This is a genomic window from Bradyrhizobium sp. JYMT SZCCT0428 (genome assembly GCF_018131075.1).
Taxonomy (GTDB): domain Bacteria; phylum Pseudomonadota; class Alphaproteobacteria; order Rhizobiales; family Xanthobacteraceae; genus Bradyrhizobium.
The window spans coordinates 125,923-146,387 of sequence record NZ_JAFCLS010000017.1 but is presented as its reverse complement, the minus strand read 5'-3'; the positions used below and the strand labels follow the sequence as shown (position 1 = coordinate 146,387).

Here is a 20,465-nt window from a genome sequence, read left to right as displayed (position 1 = left end):
TGCGGCGGGGCGCTATCCATCAATTCCGGTCAACCGCCTGATGAGGGGCACCACCAGATCGAGCGGGCGTTGCCGCCGTGTGGTGATTTCCGCGCGCGTCAGCGTTCCGCTGGAGAGGCGGATCGGCGGCCCCTGTCCAACCGCCCAGCGGTATCCGCTGACGGTTTCGGGGTCCTGCTCCAGGCTGACCGTTGCGGCGTAGGCGGCTCCTTCCTTTGAAAACCGGGTAACCAGATTGTCGTTGTGGAGGACGGCTGCCATGCCCTGCGGCGTCATCGGGAAGTCCGAGATCGTCACCACGGTGCCGACCATGGTCCCGAATTCCTCGCGCTTTACCGTGCTTGGCTCGATGCGGACCGGCATCCCGAGCTTGACGTTCTTGCCGCGCTCGGCGGGAATATAGATCAGGGCTTCCAGCTTCTGGCCTTCGCTTTCGATCGCGACGACGGGTGCGCCGACCGCAAGCACGGCGCCCGCCGAGACCTTGATTTCGAGCACGCGACCATCGACCGGGCTGATGATCTGGGTGTTCTGGGTCAGCAGTCCCGCCGCGGATTCCATCTGCCGTCGGGCGTCGTTGAGGGCAAATTCGGATGTCTGGCTCTCACGTTCGCGCTGCGTTTCCAGATCGGTCTGTGTCGTCCGGATCTTCAGGATTTCATTGAACGTGTCTTCTTTTCGCTGCTGGGCGTCGTTGAGATCCCGGCGACGCTCCTCAAGCGTGCGCCGCGTCGTCAATCCCTTCGCCATCAGATCCTCGAGGGTTTTGACATCGTTCGACAGATAGTCGATGCGCTGCGTGGTCGCCTTGATGACCTGGTTGAACGCGGCTTCGAGCTTCGCAAAGTTCTGTGCCTTTGACGCGAGCTCGCGCTTGGTTTTGTCGATCAGGTCAGCGTGCTGGCGTTCCTTCTCGCGGAAAACTTCGACGGCAGCCTGGTGGCGTTGCTGGATGTCGGTCTGAACGATCTCTGCGATCGGTTGCCCCTGGGTGACGCGGTCACCGACCATGACGCTGATGGTTGCCAACCGGCCGGAGGCGGCTGAAGACGCCTCGACGACGCGGCCGCCACCGCTGATCAGAATGCCCTGGCCTTCAGCACGGGTAGGGACGCGGCCGACAATGCCCCATGTGACGGCTGCGATAAGGGCGATGCAAATGGCAAATACCAGCATCCAGTCGAACGGTCTGGTAATGCGGACGAGATGATCAAGCTGCTCGGGCGAGGCGGCACGCTGCAGCGCTACGGCGCGAAATGTCCGCTGCGAGAGATCGGTCATTTTCCCGGGTCCATAACCAAACCGGGGACGGCCTCCCCAGCCGCGAGCAGTCGCTGATTTTTCTCATCACGCACAGCTCTATTCCTCTCGGGCCGGATAATACACAAAAGCCGATGCAGAACAACCAAACGGGCCTGTCCACCCGCGCCGGAACGCGCATTCGTCGTGCAAAAATGACGCAGGCCAGCTTCGCTCTGCCCTAGCAGCGCATGCAATCGCGAACTATGCTTGGCGATCAGGTCCGAGGCTGATCCAATGGGCGTAACCGCCGTCTGGAAAATGATTGGTAGAGTGGTGGGGGGCGGCAAGAAACCCGCTTGCGCGCCCAATGGGCGATCCATAACCCGCCTGCGTCGCGAATGGGTGCGGCCGCTCGCCCTCGGCGTCACGATGCTCGTGCTGGCGCCGAACGTGTCCAGCAGCGGCGTCCTCAGCGAAAGCGATTTCAAAAAGGTCGAAGCCATAAAGCCGCTATTCCAGAACTTGATGGGTGATCTCGTTCAGACCGCCAAGCGACCCGATATTTCCACTGGCGACGCCGATTGCATCACGTCGACAATGCGGGAGCTGCTTCAGATCTCCGAGGAACTTTCGAGTTACGAATATCTCATCACGATCGAGAAGGAGATCACCGACTTCGGCGAAAACAGCCCGGTGAAGGGCGTCGTCAAATTCGCGATCGAAAAGACGAATACGATTCTTGCCGAGGAACGAAAACGATTGGTTCAATTGTCGGACCGCTGTTCGCGCTTCCCGCTGGCCTTCGGTAAAACGCAGCAGGCACTGCAGTTCATCGATACGACAACCAATCTCCTCAATTCCATTCAGGTACGCCTGTGAGTGAGTGGCGTTCATTGCCTGTCCCCTTATTCTGTGATTGCCAGAATAGGTTTGCGCGTTAGCTTCACCGTGACGGACGTCACAAAGCGCCGACACGACTTAAGGCGCTGCGCTCCTACCGCGTGAGAAGTCCGCGCTTTGCCGCCAGCGAGCAGAACCCGCAGCCGCCGGGAGCGGGCGTGGTTCGGCGGATTCCACATCAGCTCGATCCATCACGTGCATCGCCATGCCGTTCACGCGCGCAACGCTGGCAACGCCGGTGCTGAATCCCTGGCCGGTGCCCGCCGTCGGGCCGCATGGAGCTTCGATTTGGCTGGCGCCGCCGTCGGGGCTCTGGCGCCAGCCGTCGCAACGGCAAGACCACCGCGCCCGCAACAATAACACCGATCCAGCGAGACCGGTTCATCCGCCGGCCATGCCGACAGCAGGCCCGGGAATGGCAGGGGGTCAGCGACACCGTGGACTTGCATCGGCGGTTATGTCGGCCCGCCCGGCGGTGTTGCGGACTTGGCCGCCCGTGCGGGCCAAAGCCCAAAATACCGCGCTCCGCGGGCTAGCCCCGGTTGAACCGCGGGCATTTCACCTCGAAGATTCTCTTTGCATATCTTTGTATACATAGTTATACGTAGCGGAAAGCCCCGATCTGGCTTGCTGGGAGGTCGCGATTTCCAACACTGCTGAGGACGACACGCTTGTGATCTTTCCGGGCCCCGCGTCATCGCGGGCCGCCGGCGGGCTCGCCGAGCATGCCTATCGGGCCATCCGCAATGCGATCCAGGAAGGCCAACTCGAAGCCGGCCAACGTGTTCTCGAACTGGAGTTGTGCGCCTGGCTCAAGGTCAGCCGCACACCCATTCGCGAGGCGATGCGCCGCCTGCAATCCGACGGCATGCTGGTTCATGCGCCGGGCGGCGGGCTGTCGGTCGCGCAACACGATTTGCGCGCGGTGGCCGAACTCTACGATGTGCGTGAGCGGCTTGAAGGTACTGCCGCGGCACTGGCTGCACGCTTTGCCGACGCGACCGAAATCCACATGCTGCAGGCGATGCTGGATTCGCATCGTCAATTGCCTGATGACCCGAAACTACACGCCCGGGAAAACACGCTCTTCCACGAGCAAATCTACCGCGCCGCTCACAATCGGTTCCTGATCAAGAGTCTGCAGGACCTGCATGACTCTGTCGTATTGCTGGGCCGCACCACCTTCGCGGCACCTGGCCGCATCGCGGAAGCACTGGGAGAGCACCAGGCGATCGTTGCCGCCATCGCGCGGCGCGACGAGGCTGCCGCCGAAGAACTGGCCCGCCGTCACGTCCGCCGCGGCTACGAACTGCGCCTCAGCGCGATGGCCGAGGCCGCCCGCGCCGGATCGCAACATCGGATCGATAGCCGGAAAGAAATGCCCAACAAAGAATAATGCCGAACAAGACGCGAAGGCGCACGGCAATCGCCGCCTTGCTGCGATCCACACCAGGTCAATCCCACAGGAGTTGAGTAATGAGCAAGTATGACGTCATCGTCGTTGGTGCGGGCAACGCCGCTCTGGCTGCCGCGGTGTCCGCCAAGGAGAATGGTGCCGAGCGCGTCGTTGTGATCGAGAAGGCGCCGCGGGAAATGCGCGGCGGCAACACGCATTGGAGCGGTGGCGTGCTGCGCTTTGCCTTCGACGATCCCCGGGAAATCGGCGAACTGCTCCCCGACGTCGAGGATGAATACGAGAATTTCTATGACGGCGTATCGCCGTACTCGAAGGAGGATTTTCACGGCGACCTGATGCGCGTCACCAGCGGGCGCACCGATCCGGTGCTGTCGAAGCTGCTCGTCCACAACTCGTTCGACACCGTGAAATGGATGAAGAAGGTCGGCGGCATCAAGATGGAGCCGGCGATCACGCTTTCCGCGGTCAAGAAGGACAACGTCATGGTGTGGGCGCGCGGCCTGGTCGTGCGCGCCGAACACGAAGGCGTCGGCCTGTCGCGGAGCTGGTTCTCGACCGCCGAGCGGCTCGGCATCGAAATTCGCTATGGAACTGCGGCGACCGAGCTACTGGTGGGCGACGATGGCAGGATCAACGGCGTCAAGGTGCGTGACGACGACGGCGTCTCGGTCCTCAATGCCAGGTCGGTGATCCTCGGATGCGGCGGATTCGAAGCCAACGTACAGATGCGCACCCAGCACATTGGTCCGCTCGTCGGTGCGGCGAAAGTGCGGGGCACGCCGCACAACCAGGGCGATGGTTTGCGGATGGCGATGAACATCGGCGCGATGCCGTGGGGGCAATGGAGTGGCTGCCACGCCACGCCGATCAGCGCGGATTGGGGCGAGTTTGCACCACGCGAACTCACCGATCGCAGCAACCGGCTGAGCTATGTCTATGGCGTCATGCTAAACCGCAAGGGCCGGCGCTTCGTCGACGAAGGCGAAGACGGTGCGCTCTTTACCTACGCCAAGTTCGGCCGGGCGATCCTCGCCGAACCCGGCGCCAAAGCCTGGCAGATCTTTGACTCCAGGGTCGTCCACCTTCTCGAGCCGCGCTACCAGACCAGCAAGCCGATCACCGCCAACACGCTGGAAGATCTCATTGAAAAACTCGACTTCGACGACAGGGATCAGGCACTGAAGACGCTCGACGAATACAATGCCTGCGCTCGCGAGATGGACGACGGCTTCGACCCGACCAAGAAGGACGGCCTGTCCAGCAAGGGGCTGGCGCTCGAGAAAACCAACTGGGCGCTTCGGATCGCAAAACCGCCGTTCTACGCCTACAGTGCCACCGGCGGCATCACCTTCACCTTCGGCGGATTGAAGGTGAATGAGACGGCGCAGGTGATCGGCACCGACTGGCGGCCGATCAAGGGCCTGTTCTGCTGCGGCGAAATGGTCGGCGGCCTGTTCTACGACAATTATCCGGCGGGCACCGGCCTCGTATCCGGCGCGACGTTCGGGCGGATTGCAGGGCGCAGCGCGGCAGCGGCGGACTGAAGCCGTCACGGGAGAGCCGACATGAGTGAGTCGTCTGTTGCATCGTCGAAGGCAAGTTCGGCTGAGGACGCTTCGTCCGGAACAACGCTGCTCCAGCATCTGGCCCAACGGGTATTGGCCTTCGAGAAGCGTCAGCTCACGAAGGCAGCGGTCGCTTCGGCAAGAGCCTGCATCCTCGATGCGATCGGCGTGACGCTTGCCGGCTATCCGGAACCCTGCACGCAGATTCTTCTCAAGACTCCGGGCGTCGCGACGGCGCCCGGGCCCGCGCTGATATTCGGCTCAGCCCGGCGCACCAGCGCGCTCGATGCGGCGCTGATCAACGGTACGGCGTCGCACGCGCTCGATTTCGACGATTTCAGCGGCATCATGGGCGGCCATCATTCGGTGCCGCTGGTATCGACGCTGTTTGCGCTGGCAGAGGAGCGCGGCGGAACCGGCGAAGACCTCATCGTCGCCTACGTGATCGGCGTCGAGGTCGAGATCAGGCTGGCGCGGGCCGTCAATTTTCATCACTACGACAAGGGCTGGCATCCGACGGCGACGCTCGGCATTTTTGGCGCCGCGGCGGCCGCATGCCACCTCATGAAGCTCGATCACGCCAGGACGACGATGGCGCTGTGCATTGCGGCCTCGCTGGCAAGCGGCCTCAAGGCCAATTTCGGCACCATGACCAAGCCGCTCCACATCGGTCAGTGCTGCCGCAACGGCCTGCTTGCGGCCTTGCTGGCCGAGGGCGGATTTGACGCCGCTGCCGACGTGTTCGAGCATCAACAAGGCTTCCTCAACGTCTTCAACGGGCCCGGCACGTTCGACCCCGATAAGCTCTTTGAGAACTGGGGCGCGCCGTGGGAGATCGAGGCGAAATCGATCGCGCTCAAGCAATTCCCTTGTTGCGGCAGCACGCATCCCGCCATTGCCATGGCGCTCCAGCTGCGGCGCGAGGACAAGGTCAAAGCCGCGGACATCAGCCGCATCGAAGTGCTGCCGCATGGCCGGCGCCTGCGCCATACCGACAATCCGCATCCGCAGACGTCGCTGCAAGCCAAGTTCAGCGTCCAGTATGTCGTCGCACGGGCGCTGCGCTATGGCGTGCTTCGGCTGAAGGATTTCGAGGGCGACGCGCATTTCGATCCCGAGATCACACGGCTTCTGGATCTCACGACCGCAAGCCCGCACCCTGATATGGCCGACGATGGCGACGAACAATGGGGCACGGAAGTCATCGTGACGCTCAAGGACGGCACCCGCCTGTCGCGGCGCGTCGACAATCTGGTCGGTCGCGGCGGTGACAATCCGATGACTAGCAGCGAATTGTGGGACAAGTTCAACGACTGCGCCGCCCGCAGCCTTCCACGCGAGAATATCGCGCCGCTGTTCGAGCGGCTTGAAACCTTCGAAAAAGTCACCGAGATCGCGCAGGTCACGCGGCTGCTGGAAGTCAGTGAACTGCACAAGGCGCCGGCGAAGAAGGTCGTCTTCGCGCCGCGAGGTGCTCATGAGGCTCAGGAGACGACCTGGGTGCCCTGAGCGAGGCTTGCAACGACCTGACGATATCAGGCCGGCTTGGCCCAGTTCTGGTACATCTTCAGCAGCGCCACGATATCCTGGCCGCGAAAGCCCTCGGCCAGTGCAAGGGCATAAAGTTCGCGCGTTGCGGAAGCCGACGGCGTCGGCATCCGGGTCATTCGCCCGAGTTCGACCGCAAGTGCGAGGTCCTTCTCGCCCAACTCCATCTTGAATCCCGGCGAGAAATCTCCCTTGATCGCGTTCGGAAAGCGCTTGGTGAAGTGATGCGAGCGCCCGCCGCTGACCGACAGAACGTCATAAAGCTTGTCCGGTTCGACGCCTGCGGCCACGCCGAGCGCAAAGGCTTCCGCCGCGACCAGGACATTGCCCATCGACATCATGTTGTTGACGATCTTGACGACTTTCGCGGTTCCGACCGGGCCGGTGTACTTCCATTCGTTGCCGAGCAGCTTGAGGATCGGTTCGGCCCGGGTCACATCGGCTCGCTCGCCGCCGGCGATCAGGATCAGCTTGCCGGCGCGCGCCTCGTTCGGGCTGCCGCTGACCGGACAATCGACCACGGCGATTCCTTTGGCGGCCGCTGCTTCGGCGGCCTGCCGCATCGTTTGCGGATCGATGGTGCTCAGTTCGATGCAAAGGGTGCCCTTGGCCGCATGGGCGACGATGCCGTCGGCGCCGAGCCATGCTTCCGTCACCGCTTTCGGATCGGGCAGGCTGGTCAGCACGATTCCGCGGCCCGAGAGGGCCTCCGCAATGCTCGATGCCATCCGAAAGCCGTCCTTCGTGAGGCGCGCGCGCTGATCGGCGTTGACGTCATAGCCGACGACGTCGAGGTTGGACTCCCTCAGTCGTCCCGCCATCCCCGATCCCATCTGTCCCATTCCGATGACCGCGACCTTCTCAGACATGTCGTTCTCCCGATTCTTTTGTTGCGAGGTCGTGCCGAGCTATCGCTGAAGCAGACTCATCGCTCGACTCTATACAGAGGCGCCGGTGCCAAGGCGACGGCGCAGCCCCGCAGGCGGTGCAACGGCGTGCACCAAAGCCGCATGATGAAAACTGTAGACAGTTTGGGGCGAGGGCGGTAGCGTCCGTGCAATTCGGCCGGCCACCGCCGCGATGCTAGCGGCCCCGGCCTGCATCGGTTCAACAGATCATCAACGGGAGCGAGACTTGAGACAGCCTGTGCAGTTTGCCGCGATGTGTGAGCGTCCATGAAGATCGCCCAGGGAAAATTTGTCGTGACCGGCGGCGCCAGCCTGATCGGATCGCATGTCGCGGAACAATTGCTGAGTCAGGGGGCGCGGGAAGTCGTACTGCTCGACAACTACGCGCTGGGCAGTCCCGATACGGTCCGGTCGCTATTGGGAGACCCAAGAGTAAAGCTCGTGCGTGGCGATATCCTGCGCATCAACGAACTCTATGACGCCTTCGAAGGCTGCGACGGCGTGTTCGCGATCGCCGGCTTTCTGACGCTGCCGCTCAGCCAGAATCCGAGCCTTGGGCTTGCCGTCAATGTCGAGGGGCAAGTCAACATCTTCGAGGCGTGCCGCTATCGCAACGTCAAGAAGGTGGTGTTTTCGTCCTCGATCGCCGTGTACGGCGATCCGGCACCGGGCCTGATCGACGAGTCAGCCCCGGCGCAGCTCGGCACCTTCCAGCCCGCGACGGCGCTGTACGCGTGCACCAAGCTGATCGGCGAAAATCTCTGCCGTCTCTACAGCGCCAAGCACGGCATCCAGGGGGTCGCGTTGCGATACGCAACGGTTTACGGCGAACGCCAGCACTATCGCGGCGTCAACGCGCTCTACATCATGGAAAACTACGACCGCATCATGCGCGGCGAGCCGCCGGTGATACCCGACGACGGCAGCGAGGTGCACGACTATGTTCATGTCGCCGACGTCGCCCGCGCCAACGTGATGGCGATGGCGTCCGACGTGACCGCTGAAAGCTTCACGGTTGCATCGGGTGTCGCGACCGATCTCAACCGGGTGGTGGCGTTGTTGCTGAAGTTCACCGGCAGCGATCTCAAGCCCGTCTACAAATCGGCTACTTCGAGCGTGCGATCGAGCGTCACCAAGCAGCTCGATTTCAGCATCGCCAAAGCCGAGAGGATGCTGGGCTGGAAGCCTGAGGTTTCCATCGAGGAAGGCATCCGCCGGCTGCTGGAATGGCGCAAGGCGCAGGACATGCCAGCAAGCTGAGGGGAGCGCATGTCGGAATACGAGATTCTCGCGGTTCGTTACGCCCATAATGCCGACCGGCGCACATCCGAAAATTTCCTCGGCAGCGATGCGCATGACGGGCCGATGCCGATGGATTTCTTCGTCTGGGTGCTGAAGGGCGACGGCCAGACCATCATCGTCGATACCGGCTTCGATGCTGACATGGCCAGGCGCCGCGCGCGCAAGATAACGCGCCCGGTTGCGGAAGGTCTGAAAACTGCCGGCGTCGATCTTGCCGGCGTCAAGGACGTCGTCCTGACCCATATGCACTACGACCACGCCGGGAATCACGAGATCTTTCCGAACGCGCGCTATCACATCCAGGATCGCGAAATGGAGTACTGCACTGGCCGGTGCATGTGCCATTCCAGTCTGCGGCACCCGTTTGAGGCTGACGACGTCACCGCGATGGTGCGCAAACTTTTCCAGGGCCGCGTCAGGTTCCACAATGGCGCGAGCGAGATCGCCGACGGTGTCACCGTGCATCTGGTCGGCGGTCATTCGCGCGGTTTGCAGTTCGTGCGCGTCCGGACGCGTCGCGGATGGGTGGTGCTCGCCTCGGACGCTTCGCACTATTATGCGAATTTCGAACAGTACCGGCCGTTTCCGGTCGTGGTCGACGTCAGCGAGACGCTCGAAGGCTATGAGGCGATGCGTCGGCAGGCGTCGTCGCTGGCGCACATCGTGCCCGGCCATGACCCGCTCGTGCTACAACGCTATCCGGCGCAGCCGGGCGGGCCCGCAGACATCATCCGCCTGGACGCCGAGCCGCTGAAATAAGGACAGGGATCGGCCATGGCAAATGCTCGACTTCGTGCGGTGTTCATGCGGGGCGGCACTTCCAAGGCGGTGATGTTCCGAAGGGACGATCTGCCGACCAACCCGAAGGATTGGGACCCGATTTTCCTTGAAGTGATGGGTTCGCCCGACCCCAATGGCCGGCAACTCGACGGCATGGGCGGCGGCATCTCGTCGCTGTCGAAGATCTGCATCATCGGCCCGCCGAGCCGCTCCGACGCCGACGTCGACTACACCTTTGCGCAGATCGGCGTGCGCGACACTTTTGTCGACTATGGCGCCAATTGCGGCAACATGTCCTCGGCGGTCGGGCCGTTCGCGCTCGACGAGGGACTCGTGACGGCGCCCGCGAACGGCGAAGCCACCGTCCGTATCCACAACACCAATACCTCGAAGATCATCGTTGCACGCTTTCCGGTCGAGGATGGTTCGCTGGCGGCCACCGGCGACATCGAGATCGATGGCATCGCCGGGAAGGCGGCGCCGATCCGGCTGGAATTCCTCGAGCCGGGCGGGGCGCGGACCGGCAAGCTGCTGCCGACCGGAAACGCGGTTGACGATCTCGACATCGGCGGCGGGGAAAGCGTGAAGGCCTCCTGCGTCGATGCCGCTAACCCCTGCGTCTTCGTTGCGGCCAGCTCGGTCAGCAAGTCAGGCGATGAACTGCCCGACGTGCTCGACAATGATTCTGTCTTTCTGCAGCGGATGGAAGCGATCCGCTGCGCGGCATCGGTTAAAATGGGGATTGCGCCGGATCTCGATCAGGCGCGGCGGATGACCGGTATTCCCAAGGTCGCGATGGTAACGGGCCCGAGATCCGGACGAACGCTGTCGGGGCGCGAACTCGCGGCTGAAGATGCCGACATCTGGGTGCGGATGATCTCGGTCGGGCTGCCGCATCGCGCTACACCCATTACCGGAGCGATTTGCCTTGCGGTGGCGTCGCGCATTCCCGGAAGCATTCCGGCCGAACTCTGCAAGGCGAACGGTCCCATTCGTATCGCGCATCCATCGGGCGTCACGCTGGTCGACGCCGGCGTTTCGCCTGCCGGCTCCGGTGCGGTGAAGGCGGACTATGGCGCGGTCTATCGCAGTGCCCGCCGCCTGTTCGAAGGCAATGTGGTTTATCGAACGGCCATCGCTTAGTTGTATACAGTTGCGGGAACGCAGGTTTCCACGATTGATTGTCGTTCACGAAGGGACATACTAGAGCGTTTTCCAGCGAAGTGGACACCGGTTCGCGTCAAGAAAACACGTCAAAACAAGAATCTAGAGCTCCGTTCCGATTCCATCGGAACGGAAAAGGCTCTACTAAGTACAAGGGCTTGGCCGATGAGCGAACCGGCAGGTGTCTGTGCGGGCTCCCACGGGAGCGGTATCGAAAGGCTTTCATGAACGGCATCTTGAGCAACAAGGTCTCTGCCCAGTCGCTGGTGGATGCGCTCGCCGAGCGGATCGAGGCGGCGATCATGAGCGGGGACCTGCAGCCGGGCAGCAAGATCAGCGAGCAGGCGCTGGCCGCGTCGCTCGGTGTCAGCCGCGGTCCATTGCGCGAAGCCATCCGCCGGCTCGAAGGCCGAAAGCTGCTGCAGCGGACACCCAACATCGGCGTCCGCGTCGCAAGCCTGTCGCCGAGCGATCTCTATGAAGTGCTGCAGGTTCGCGAGGCGCTGGAAGGAATGGCCTGCGGGCTCGCCGCCCAGCATATGACGGACGACGAACTGGAGGCGCTTTCCGAGCTGCTGGACCAGCACCAGCAGCAGAAAAGCGTCCAGGAAGGCACCGGCTATTATCAGGAGTCGAAGGACTTCGATTTTCACTTTCGCATCGTCAAGGGCAGCCGCAATGCGCGGCTGGTCCAGATGCTTTGCGAGGACCTCTATTATCTGCTTCGCGTCTACCGCTACAAATCGAGTACAAAACCGGGGCGCGCCAAACAGGCGCTACGTGAGCACAAGGACATCGTCGCGGCGCTCATGCGGCGGGATCCCGTGGAAGCCGAACGCAAGATGCGGCTGCATATCAGCAACGCGCGCCAGTATGTCGAGGAGCAGATGAAGGAAACGGCCGCCCGGCAAGAAGTCGCGCCGCCCGTTCGGAAGCCGAAGGCGGGTGCGGCGTGGACAGGCAGAAGCAAGGCGGCGGTTCAGTCGCGCAGATAGCCTTGCGGTGAAGGACCAGCCGCCGCTTTCATCGGCCGGTTTGCTTTTGCGGCATTCCCTGCGGCGTGATCGATGTGATGATCGATGAATCGAGGGCCTCGTATTCGTGATAGCCGATGGTCGCGTATAGTTCGGCCCGCGTTTGCATGCGATCGATCAGGCGGTGGGTGCCGCCGTCTTTGCGGATGCCGTCATACAGTTCGGCCTGCGCCTTTGCGGCCACGCGAAGCGCGCTGACCGGCCAGATCACCATCTTGTAGCCGAGCGCCTCGAACTCGGACGCCGTCATGAACGGCGTTCGTCCAAACTCGGTCATATTGGCCAGCAGCGGCACCTTGATGGTTTCGGCAAATTTGCGGAACGCTTCCGGGTCATGCAGCGCTTCGGGGAAGATCGCGTCCGCGCCGGCTTCGACATACAGCCGTGCCCGGTTGATGGCGCTGTCGAGCCCTTCATCCGCGGCCGCATCGGTGCGGGCCACGATGTAGAGATGCCGCCGCGCCTTGGCGGCGGCGGCGATTTTGGCCGCCATATCCTCGGGCGCGATCAGCTTCTTGTCGTTGAGATGGCCGCACTTCTTCGGCAGGATCTGATCCTCGATCTGGACGGCCGCAGCGCCCGCGTCTTCGAACGCCCGCACCATGTTCATCACGTTCAGCGCTTCGCCAAAGCCGGTATCGCCATCCACCAGCACGGGAAGTTGCGACGCGCGGGAAACCTGCCGGACGAAGAAGCAGACGTCGTCGATCGTGAGAATGCCGAGGTCCGGAAGCCCCATCGATGCGGACATCGCCGCTCCCGACAGATACAGCGCTTCAAACTGCGCGGCCTTCGCCTGCAACGCGGCGAGGCCGCAATGGGCCCCGGGAATCTGCAGGATCCCGGGACGCAGCAGTAATTTCCGGAAGCGCTCGCCGGCGGCCAGCGTCGGCATGTCATTGGCGACCAGATATGTCATTTGGCTCCCGCCTGTTCTGTTTCGTTCCTGATCATATCCGTCATGCCTGCTTGCGTCGTGGCCCGAACGGGGCGGCAGGAATGTTTCCTGCATGAACCTTAAACTGTCAACAGTTGACTTTAGTCAATTCCCTAAGATAGGTTCCGCCATCCCGTCGCCCGATAGGGCCACGGACGAAAGCAACAGAAAAATCGAGAGGGGTTGGCAGCAAGCTGCTCCCCGACATCAGGGAGGTAGCCATGCGTGGATTTTTGAAGGTCGCGCTTCTTTCGGCGGCTTGCGCTGTTTCCTCATATTCGGCGTCAGCGCAGACATTGAAGCTCGGCGTTCTGGCGACGCTTTCCGGCGCCGGAACCGCGTGGGGGATGGCGATGCAGGGCGCGGCCGAACTCGCCGCCGAAGACGTCAACAGCAAGGGCGGACTGGAAGTCGCCGGCAAGAAGTACAAGGTCGAGATCGTCGCCTATGACGACCACTACAAGGCGGCGGACGCCCTGACCGCGTTCAACCGCATGGTCTACGACGACACCATCAAGTTCGTGGTTGGTCCGCTCGGGTCGGCGCCGGCGCTGGCCCTTCTTCCCGTCAGCACGGAAAACAAGGTCATCACCATGACCATGGCCTTCACCCCGAAGGCGCTGTCGGCGGATTACAAATACAGCTTCCGGCCGGTGATCCCGTCGGACGTGTTCTCCGATCCGCAAATCAAGTGGGTGGTGCAGAAGTTGGGTGCCAAGAAGATCGGCGGCTTGTTCCCGAACGACGAATCCGGTCAGCAGGTCGGAGCCGCCAACGAAGCTGCCTATGAGGCGGTCGGTGCCAAATTCGTTGCCAAGGAATTCTTCGAGCGCGAGCGCGTCGATTTTGTGCCGCTGCTGACGCGCGTGCTGGCGAAGGGCATCGATGCCTTTGAACTCAACGGCAACGCGCCGCAGACCGCAGGATTGCTGGTCAAGCAGCTTCGTGAACTTGGCTTCAAGGGGCCGATCATCCGGACCGGCGGTGACGCCACCGCTGACATCCTGAAGGTTGCCGGCAAGGATGCCACCGAGAACGTCTACGTCCATCAGCCGATCAATACGGATTCCCCGGCGATCCAGGAATACACCAAGCGCTTCGAGACAAAGTACAAGACGCCGCTGAATGCCTTCAGCCCGTTCTTCTACGCCAACGTGCAGATGGTGTTCGCTGCGATGCAGAAGTCGGGAACGGTGACGGATAGCGACAAGGTACGCGAAGCGTTGCTTGGCCTGAAGGATTTCGAAACCTTGCTCGGCAAGGTGAACTGGATCGGCGAAGCGCAGTGGAAATCGAACCAGCAGCTCGACGCACCATTCTACGTGGCGCAGCTCAAGGGCGGCGCGGCGCAGGTCGTGGCCAAGTGCACGCCCAAGGTCTGTGAATGAGCGTTGCAGGCATCTCCTGGAAAATAGACGCCGTCTGACGCGAGGGAACGGGCTTGGATTATTCGATACTTCTTGCGCAGGCTGTGCTGAACGGTCTCGTCATCGGTGTGATGTACATGCTGATGGCGGTCGGTTTCACGCTGGTGTTCGGGATCATGCGCGTGGTCAATTTCGCGCATGGCGAATTCTATATGCTCGGCGCCTTCACCGGATTCTTCACCTACGTCTATTGGGAGATACCGTTCATCGTCTGCCTTTTGATCGCGGCGCTGACGATCGGCATTCTCGGCATGCTGGTCGAACGCACGTTGATCCAGCCGTTTCGTTCGGATGAGATGTCGGGAATGATCGCGACGCTCGCGATCTCGGTGATCATTCAGAACGGCGCCGTGCTGCTGTGGGGACCTCAGCCGCGGGCGATGCCCGATATCGTGACGGGCACGCTGGCGATCGGTCCGTTCAGTTTTCCGTGGTCGCGGCTCGTCGTCATCGCGGCAGCCGCGCTGATCTTTACCGCGTTCTGGCTTTTCATGCAGCGAACCCGGCTGGGGCGGGCGATGCGGGCGGTCGCTCAGGATACCGAGACCGCACTGATCCAGGGCATCCGCGTCAACTACATCTATCCGCTGGCCTTCGGCATGAGCGTCGCGCTCGCGGCGCTGGCCGGGGCGCTGATGGGGCCGGTGTTCTCGGTCTCGCCCTTTGTCGGCCTCACGCCGATGCTCAAGGCTTTCGTGGTGGTCATTCTCGGCGGTCTCGGCTCGGTCCCGGGCGCCGTGGTCGGCGGCCTTCTGCTCGGCATGATCGAGAGCTTCACCGCCACGATCTTCGGGTCGCTGATGTCCGACATTCTGCAGCTTCTGCTGGTCATTCTGATCTTGCTTGTTCGGCCCGCCGGCCTTTTGGGACAAAGGGAGGCCTGACTTGGAGGGATCATCCATCGCCACGATGGGCCGCGACGAACCGCGCCTCGCGCCGCGCCGTCGTCTGCTGCCCGCTGCCGTGCTGGTCATTGTGCTCGCGGCAGCTCTCATCCTGCCGCAGCTGACGAGCAACCAGTTCTACATCCATCTGGCGAACCTGATGCTGCTCAATTCGATCTTCGCGGTCAGCCTGGGCCTGATTGCGTCGGTCGGGCAGATATCGCTCGGACACGCGGCGTTCGTGGCCGCCGGCGCCTACGTCTCGGCGCTTGCCGCGCTGAGCTTCAAGCTTCCACCCATCCTCGGCATCGTCTTGGCCGGGCTGGTGACCGGACTGGCGGCGGTGCTGCTCGGCAAGATATTGCTTCGGCTGCGCGGCGTCTATTTCGTGCTGGTGACGTTTCTGGCCGGGCAGGTCTTCACGCTGATCGTGCTGAACTGGGAAAGTGTCACCCATGGTGCCAACGGGCTGCTCGGCATTCCCGCGATATCGATTTTCGGTCTTCCGCTCTCGACCCGCCTGCGCTTCTACTATTTTGCGCTCGCCGCCTTCATTATCGTCGTGACCTTCGTCTGGGCGCTGATGCGCTCGCAGTACGGCCGGGCGTTCCGTTCCATCGCGGAGAACGTCCGCCTCGCCGAATCGAGTGGCATCGACGTGAGCCACTACCAGATCGTGGCCTTTGCGCTGGGCAGCGGCATCGCAGGGGCAGCCGGTGCGGCGATGGTCCACTACATCCGCTTTCTGTCGCCGGATAGTTTCACGTTCAACGACTCGATCGCCTACATCACCATGCTCGTCGTCGGCGGGCGTCACACGATGATCGGCGGCGTCCTTGGCGCGCTGTTCCTGACGCCCCTGCCGGAGCTGTTCCGCGGCTTCGTCGGCGCGCAGCACATCATCTACGGCGTGATACTGCTCAGCGTATTGCTGTTCATCCCGAACGGTCTGGTCTCGATCGGACGATCCTTCTTCAGCAAGGGCTCGGAGCCGGAGACGCCGAAATGAGCGCTGCATTACTGGAAGTGGATGCGATCAGCCGGCGGTTCGGCGGCCTGAATGCGCTGAAGGACGTTTCGTTCTCGATCAAGACAGGCGAGATCGTCGGGTTGATCGGCCCCAACGGCGCCGGAAAGACCACCTGCTTTAATGTCGTCAGCGGGGTCATGTCACCGTCATCAGGCGCCATTCGCTTCGAGCAGCGCAGCATTGTCGGCAAGAAGCCGAGCGCGATCGTCAGCGAGGGACTGGTGCGGACGTTCCAGGCCACGACGATTTTCCCGGATGCCACGGTCATCGAGAATGTCATGCGTGGTGCGTTCGCGACCACGCCGGTTTCGATGCTGGGTTCGATTTTCAACACCCGCGCCGCACGCACGGCGCTGTCGGCGACCCGAAGCCGGTGCGAGCTTTTGCTCGAACGCCTGTCGCTGCTGCAGTTCCGCCAGCGCCGTGCTGGCGAACTGTCCTATGGCGGTCAGCGCCGGCTCGGTGTTGCCATCGCGCTTGCCGCGCGTCCCAAGCTGCTGATGCTCGATGAACCGGTGGCGGGATTGAACCCGGAAGAAGCCGCGGATTTCGGCCGGTTGATCAAGGAGCTGCACAAGACGGAGAATATCTCGGTGCTGCTGGTCGAGCACCACATGCGGCTGGTGATGGGGTTATGCGACCGGCTTGTCGTGCTGGATCACGGCGAGAAGATCGCCGAGGGAGTTCCTGCGGAAATCCGGGCCAATCGCAGCGTGATACAGGCCTATCTCGGCGCCGAGGAAGCAGCATGAGCAAAGCGCTTCAGGTACGTGACATTCACGTCGAATACGGCCACCGGGTCGCCATATCAGGCATCAGCCTCGACGTGGCGCCGGCCCAGATCGTGTCGCTGGTCGGCAGCAATGGCGCCGGCAAGACCAGCACGCTACGGGCGATCATGGGGTTGCGGTCGCCGAGCCAGGGCGAGATCAACTTCGGCGACGTGCGGATCGACAGGATGTCGCCGCCCGACATCGTCTCGCAGGGCATCGCGTTGTCGCCGGAGGGGCGGCGGGTGTTTCCGCGGATGACCGTTCATGACAATCTGCTCGTGGGTGGCTACCTGCAACCGCAGGGCAGCAGCCTGCACGCATCCGTCGAGCGGATGTTCGGCTTCTTCCCAAAACTCAGGCAGCGTCGCGACCAGATGGCAGGCCTGCTTTCCGGCGGGGAGCAGCAGATGCTGGCGATTGCCCGGGCGCTGATGGCGGCGCCGAAAGTGCTGTTGCTCGACGAGCCGTCACTTGGGCTCGCGCCCATCATGGTGCAGGAGATCGGCCGCCTGATCGAAACCATCAACCGGGAGCAGGGCCTGTCGATCGTGCTGGTCGAGCAGAATGCCAATCTGGCGCTCCGGCTCTGCCACTACGCTTATGTGCTGGAGAATGGGCGGATCGCGTTGAGCGGTCCCGGCGCTGAGCTTGCCAAGAGCGATTACGTTCAACGCGCTTATCTCGGCGTTTAAGGCGACCGGTTCGGTAGTCGTATGGGGTGTGGACCCATTGGTGCACAGCCAAATCCGGATTGACGCGGCGTTGATGAAGGCCGACCTCCGGGATGACCGCTAACCGAACATGCTGCCGACATGCCGAATCGACACGATTGACCCAATGGATGTGAACCAGAACGCCAAACTCCGACACATATCCCAGGACATCAAGGTTCGCCCAGGGAAATGGCATGAGGCCGACGGATTGGAGATTCTGGAGCGCGCTTTTTGCCGCCACGATATTCCTGGGTTATTCAGCCGCATTCCTGGGTTATTCAGCCGCCGCTGACCAGTGTGATTCTGCGCAGGACCCCGAGGCTGCGATCGCTGACTGTACCCGGGGCATCAAGTCGGGGAAATCGAAAGGGCGCGATCTGGCGGCTTACTACAACAATCGCGCTGTCGCTTATCGCGCCAGGGGTGACAACGACCGCGCCATCGCCGACCTGAATGAGGCGATCCGGCTCGATTCGAAATTGGCCATGGCCTTCAACAATCGAGGTGCCGCTTATAACGAGCAGGGCGACAACGACCGCGCTAGCGCCGACTTGAATGAGGCGATCCGGCTCGATCCAAAGTTCGTCATGGCCTTCAACAATCGGGGTAACGCCTACAACGCCAAGGGCGATAACGACCGGGCCATCGTCGACTACAATGAGGCGATCCGGCTCGAACCCAAACACGCAAGGCCTTCCTCGGTCGAGGTATCGCCTTCAGCGCCAAGGGCGACAACGACCGCGCCATCGTCGACTTCGATGAGGCGATCCGGCTCGATCCCAAATCCGACGCGGCTTTCGATAAGCGAGGTGGCGTTTATCTCGAGCAGGGCGACCTCGACCGCGCGATCGCCGACTTCAGTGAGGCGATCCGGATCGATCGCGAAGATGCCAGCGTCTTTAACAGTCGAGGTAGCGCTTATCGCGCCAGGGGCGACCGTGACCGCGCCGTCGCCGACTACAACGCGGCGATCCGGCTCGATCCAAAGTCAGTCAAGGCTTTCGTCGGCCGAGGTGTTACCTATCACGCCAAGGGCGACCTCGACCGCGCTATCGCCGACTACAATGAGGCGATCCGGCTCAATCCGAAATCCCCGCTGGCCTACTTTGCGCGCGGGCGATCATATCTGTTTGCCGGCTCGGTCGAAAAGGCGCTGGCCGATCTTGACCAGGCAAGTGCGCATGCACCGGACAATGCCTATCTGGCCCTGTGGGTCGAGATCGCCAGTCAGCGAAACAATCTCCCGAGCCGCCTGGCGCAAACCAGTTCCCGGATCGACATGAACGTCTGGCCGGCACCTGTCATCAGATTGTTCATGGGCGAGATAACGCCCGCTGCTGCACTTGCTGCCGTAGACCATCGTGACGCCAGCAGGAAGAGGGGTCAGGTCTGTGAGGCGAATTTTTACGGTGGGGAGCTCTCACTGACGAAGGGGTTGAAAGATGAAGCAACGCGCCTTTTCCGCCTGGCGGCAAGCGATTGCCCGCGCAGTTTCCACGAGTGGGAGGCCGCCAATGCCGAACTGAAGGCGCTCGGCGTAGTTCCATGAGCGAGGGTCCGGGCCCTAGTTCACCGTTGCGCCTGATGACTGGATGATCTTCGTCCATTTCGCGGTTTCCTCCGCGAGGAATTGTCCGAAAGCTGCTCCTGAGACAGCGCCGGGCTCGGCGCCGAGTTCGGTGAAGCGCTTCTGCACGTCGGGCATCGTCAGGATCGCGTCGACCTCGCTTTCCAGTTTTGCAAGCACCGGCGCGGGCGTTTTCGCCGGCGCCACCAGCCCGAACCAGGCGGAGGCTTCGAAACCGGGCACGCCGGATTCTGCGACCGTGGGCACATCGGGAAGGGCGCTCGCGCGTTTGGCACCGGCCACGGCAATCGCCTTGATGGTCTTGGCCTGAACCTGCGGCAGCACCGCGGGGATGTTGTCGAACATCATTGGGATGTGCCCCGCGATGAGATCGTTCATGGCGGGTGCTGCGCCGCGATAGGAGAGGTGAACGATACTGATGCCGGTCATGCTCTTCAGCAATTCACCCGCAAGATGATTGGTGGAGCCGTTGCCCGACGATCCGAAGTTGATGGTACCCGGCTTTGCCTTGGCGAGCGCTACGAGTTCGCCGACGTTCCTGGCTTCGACCGACGGATGAACCATAAGCACGATCGGCACCGAGGCGACCAGCGCCACCGGAGCGAACGCCTTTGCCGGATCGTAAGGCAGAGTCTTGTAAAGCGCCGCGTTGATGGTGAGCGGTGGCGGCGCCGTAAGCAGCAGCGTGTGACCGTCCGGCTCCGAAGTCGCGACCGCATCCGCGCCGATATTTCCGCCGGCACCGGCGCGATTTTCGATCAGGAATGTCTGGCCGGTCCGCTCGCCAAGTTTTTGCGCCACGATGCGGGCGATGATGTCGTTGGAGCCGCCGGCCGGAAACGGCACGACGATCTTGACGGGGCGGGATGGATAATCCTGTGCCGTGGCGGTGCCACCGAACAGGAAGGCGCTGAAGGCGACAAGAATAGCGCGACGACGAAATGGCCCCATGCTGCGTTTCCTCATCCCTGCATCAGTCTTGCTTTCGCAAGATCTTATTGGTCGCTGATGGAGGAGAATTGCAGGATCAGGATGAATGTCAACCATGCGTTGTCCCGCACCCTATTGCCAGCAGCCTTCGAACTAGCCGAAGGCACGGTTCGGACATTCCAGATTGTATTCGCGATGGCGCGGGACGACGATACAACCTCGATTCACAATGCAACTGGCTGATGAACATGGCTCCGTATTGGCTCGTTCGGCTGAATGACGTTCTGATGTGGCTCAATCCGGTCTTGGGCCTTATCGCCGTG

At 62.2% G+C, this 20,465-nt stretch carries 18 protein-coding genes and 2 pseudogenes; 16 read left to right on the top strand and 4 right to left on the bottom strand.

All coding sequences use genetic code 11. The features are described 5' to 3' along the window. Nucleotides 1-12 precede the first annotated feature (12 nt). On the bottom strand, nt 13-1,281 hold the full coding sequence (locus tag JQ575_RS19390) for an NHLP bacteriocin system secretion protein (RefSeq protein WP_212034809.1): 1,269 nt from the start codon (nt 1,279-1,281) through the stop codon (nt 13-15). A gap of 255 nt (nt 1,282-1,536) precedes the next feature. Between JQ575_RS19390 and JQ575_RS19385 the strand changes: the two genes are divergently transcribed. From JQ575_RS19385 to JQ575_RS19370, 4 genes are all read left to right on the top strand, one after another. Next, nucleotides 1,537-2,121 carry a hypothetical protein gene (locus JQ575_RS19385; RefSeq protein WP_249166747.1) on the top strand — a complete coding sequence of 195 codons (585 nt, stop codon included), beginning with the start codon at nt 1,537-1,539 and terminating at the stop codon, nt 2,119-2,121. Nucleotides 2,122-2,815: 694 nt separating this feature from the next. Beyond that, nucleotides 2,816-3,538: a GntR family transcriptional regulator gene (locus JQ575_RS19380; RefSeq protein WP_312015968.1), complete on the top strand. Its 723-nt coding sequence runs from the start codon at nt 2,816-2,818 to the stop codon at nt 3,536-3,538. Nucleotides 3,539-3,618: 80 nt separating this feature from the next. Next, the gene (gene tcuA / locus JQ575_RS19375; RefSeq protein ID WP_212034808.1) at nt 3,619-5,103 is read left to right on the top strand and encodes an FAD-dependent tricarballylate dehydrogenase TcuA; all 1,485 of its coding nucleotides are present in this window, start codon (nt 3,619-3,621) and stop codon (nt 5,101-5,103) included. 21 nt (nt 5,104-5,124) lie between these two features. Then, entirely contained in the window at nt 5,125-6,633 is a 1,509-nt protein-coding gene (locus JQ575_RS19370; RefSeq protein WP_212034807.1) for an MmgE/PrpD family protein, read from the top strand. Nucleotides 6,634-6,659: 26 nt separating this feature from the next. Here the strand turns inward: JQ575_RS19370 and JQ575_RS19365 are convergent, their stop codons facing one another. Further along, nucleotides 6,660-7,541, bottom strand: coding sequence for an NAD(P)-dependent oxidoreductase (locus JQ575_RS19365; protein WP_212034806.1), 882 nt, complete (start codon nt 7,539-7,541; stop codon nt 6,660-6,662). Between the two features lie 306 nt (nt 7,542-7,847). On the opposite strand from JQ575_RS19365, the gene JQ575_RS19360 reads away from it, so the two are divergent. From JQ575_RS19360 to JQ575_RS19345, 4 genes are all read left to right on the top strand, one after another. Continuing rightward, nucleotides 7,848-8,840, top strand: a complete 993-nt coding sequence (locus JQ575_RS19360; protein WP_212034805.1) for an NAD-dependent epimerase/dehydratase family protein — start codon at nt 7,848-7,850, stop codon at nt 8,838-8,840. A gap of 9 nt (nt 8,841-8,849) precedes the next feature. After that, nucleotides 8,850-9,641 (top strand): N-acyl homoserine lactonase family protein, encoded by a 792-nt coding sequence (locus JQ575_RS19355; RefSeq protein WP_212034804.1) that lies wholly within the window; start codon nt 8,850-8,852, stop codon nt 9,639-9,641. Between the two features lie 15 nt (nt 9,642-9,656). Beyond that, nucleotides 9,657-10,805, top strand: coding sequence for a 2-methylaconitate cis-trans isomerase PrpF family protein (locus JQ575_RS19350; protein ID WP_212034803.1), 1,149 nt, complete (start codon nt 9,657-9,659; stop codon nt 10,803-10,805). A 245-nt stretch (nt 10,806-11,050) separates the two neighbouring features. Next, the gene (locus tag JQ575_RS19345; RefSeq protein WP_212034802.1) at nt 11,051-11,821 is read left to right on the top strand and encodes a GntR family transcriptional regulator; all 771 of its coding nucleotides are present in this window, start codon (nt 11,051-11,053) and stop codon (nt 11,819-11,821) included. 28 nt (nt 11,822-11,849) lie between these two features. Here the strand turns inward: JQ575_RS19345 and prpB are convergent, their stop codons facing one another. Then, nucleotides 11,850-12,779, bottom strand: coding sequence for a methylisocitrate lyase (gene prpB / locus JQ575_RS19340; protein ID WP_212034801.1), 930 nt, complete (start codon nt 12,777-12,779; stop codon nt 11,850-11,852). A 239-nt stretch (nt 12,780-13,018) separates the two neighbouring features. On the opposite strand from prpB, the gene JQ575_RS19335 reads away from it, so the two are divergent. The 8 genes and pseudogenes from JQ575_RS19335 to JQ575_RS19305 all read left to right on the top strand — a co-directional run bounded on the left by JQ575_RS19335 (nt 13,019) and on the right by JQ575_RS19305 (nt 19,173). Beyond that, nucleotides 13,019-14,185: an ABC transporter substrate-binding protein gene (locus JQ575_RS19335; protein ID WP_212034800.1), complete on the top strand. Its 1,167-nt coding sequence runs from the start codon at nt 13,019-13,021 to the stop codon at nt 14,183-14,185. A gap of 53 nt (nt 14,186-14,238) precedes the next feature. Then, complete coding sequence (locus tag JQ575_RS19330) at nt 14,239-15,108, top strand: branched-chain amino acid ABC transporter permease (protein WP_212034799.1); 870 nt, start codon at nt 14,239-14,241, stop codon at nt 15,106-15,108. Between the two features lies 1 nt (nt 15,109). Further along, nucleotides 15,110-16,117, top strand: a complete 1,008-nt coding sequence (locus tag JQ575_RS19325; protein WP_212034798.1) for a branched-chain amino acid ABC transporter permease — start codon at nt 15,110-15,112, stop codon at nt 16,115-16,117. After that, entirely contained in the window at nt 16,114-16,890 is a 777-nt protein-coding gene (locus JQ575_RS19320; RefSeq protein WP_212034797.1) for an ABC transporter ATP-binding protein, read from the top strand. The genes JQ575_RS19325 and JQ575_RS19320 overlap by 4 nt, the downstream gene beginning before the upstream one ends. Next, on the top strand, nt 16,887-17,603 hold the full coding sequence (locus JQ575_RS19315) for an ABC transporter ATP-binding protein (protein ID WP_212034796.1): 717 nt from the start codon (nt 16,887-16,889) through the stop codon (nt 17,601-17,603). The genes JQ575_RS19320 and JQ575_RS19315 overlap by 4 nt, the downstream gene beginning before the upstream one ends. A gap of 215 nt (nt 17,604-17,818) precedes the next feature. Beyond that, nucleotides 17,819-18,265, top strand: a pseudogene (locus JQ575_RS46475) (tetratricopeptide repeat protein); the annotation flags it as partial. Between the two features lie 68 nt (nt 18,266-18,333). Then, a pseudogene (locus JQ575_RS46470) lies at nt 18,334-18,819 on the top strand (tetratricopeptide repeat protein); the annotation flags it as partial. A gap of 84 nt (nt 18,820-18,903) precedes the next feature. Then, nucleotides 18,904-19,173: a hypothetical protein gene (locus JQ575_RS19305; RefSeq protein ID WP_212034794.1), complete on the top strand. Its 270-nt coding sequence runs from the start codon at nt 18,904-18,906 to the stop codon at nt 19,171-19,173. A gap of 15 nt (nt 19,174-19,188) precedes the next feature. Here JQ575_RS19305 and JQ575_RS19300 read toward each other — a convergent pair whose 3' ends face one another. Next, nucleotides 19,189-20,163, bottom strand: coding sequence for a tripartite tricarboxylate transporter substrate binding protein (locus JQ575_RS19300; protein WP_212034793.1), 975 nt, complete (start codon nt 20,161-20,163; stop codon nt 19,189-19,191). Nucleotides 20,164-20,465: the final 302 nt, after the last annotated feature.

What these genes read in the sequence shown, in the direction of transcription:
- JQ575_RS19390 (WP_212034809.1), bottom strand. Translation starts at nt 1,281, where the DNA reads ATGACCGATCTCTCGCAGCGGACATTTCGCGCCGTAGCGCTGCAGCGT.
- JQ575_RS19385 (WP_249166747.1), top strand. Translation starts at nt 1,537, where the DNA reads ATGGGCGTAACCGCCGTCTGGAAAATGATTGGTAGAGTGGTGGGGGGC.
- tcuA (WP_212034808.1), top strand. Translation starts at nt 3,619, where the DNA reads ATGAGCAAGTATGACGTCATCGTCGTTGGTGCGGGCAACGCCGCTCTG.
- JQ575_RS19370 (WP_212034807.1), top strand. Translation starts at nt 5,125, where the DNA reads ATGAGTGAGTCGTCTGTTGCATCGTCGAAGGCAAGTTCGGCTGAGGAC.
- JQ575_RS19365 (WP_212034806.1), bottom strand. Translation starts at nt 7,541, where the DNA reads ATGTCTGAGAAGGTCGCGGTCATCGGAATGGGACAGATGGGATCGGGG.
- JQ575_RS19360 (WP_212034805.1), top strand. Translation starts at nt 7,848, where the DNA reads ATGAAGATCGCCCAGGGAAAATTTGTCGTGACCGGCGGCGCCAGCCTG.
- JQ575_RS19355 (WP_212034804.1), top strand. Translation starts at nt 8,850, where the DNA reads ATGTCGGAATACGAGATTCTCGCGGTTCGTTACGCCCATAATGCCGAC.
- JQ575_RS19350 (WP_212034803.1), top strand. Translation starts at nt 9,657, where the DNA reads ATGGCAAATGCTCGACTTCGTGCGGTGTTCATGCGGGGCGGCACTTCC.
- JQ575_RS19345 (WP_212034802.1), top strand. Translation starts at nt 11,051, where the DNA reads ATGAACGGCATCTTGAGCAACAAGGTCTCTGCCCAGTCGCTGGTGGAT.
- prpB (WP_212034801.1), bottom strand. Translation starts at nt 12,779, where the DNA reads ATGACATATCTGGTCGCCAATGACATGCCGACGCTGGCCGCCGGCGAG.
- JQ575_RS19335 (WP_212034800.1), top strand. Translation starts at nt 13,019, where the DNA reads ATGCGTGGATTTTTGAAGGTCGCGCTTCTTTCGGCGGCTTGCGCTGTT.
- JQ575_RS19320 (WP_212034797.1), top strand. Translation starts at nt 16,114, where the DNA reads ATGAGCGCTGCATTACTGGAAGTGGATGCGATCAGCCGGCGGTTCGGC.
- JQ575_RS19315 (WP_212034796.1), top strand. Translation starts at nt 16,887, where the DNA reads ATGAGCAAAGCGCTTCAGGTACGTGACATTCACGTCGAATACGGCCAC.
- JQ575_RS19305 (WP_212034794.1), top strand. Translation starts at nt 18,904, where the DNA reads ATGAACGTCTGGCCGGCACCTGTCATCAGATTGTTCATGGGCGAGATA.
- JQ575_RS19300 (WP_212034793.1), bottom strand. Translation starts at nt 20,163, where the DNA reads ATGGGGCCATTTCGTCGTCGCGCTATTCTTGTCGCCTTCAGCGCCTTC.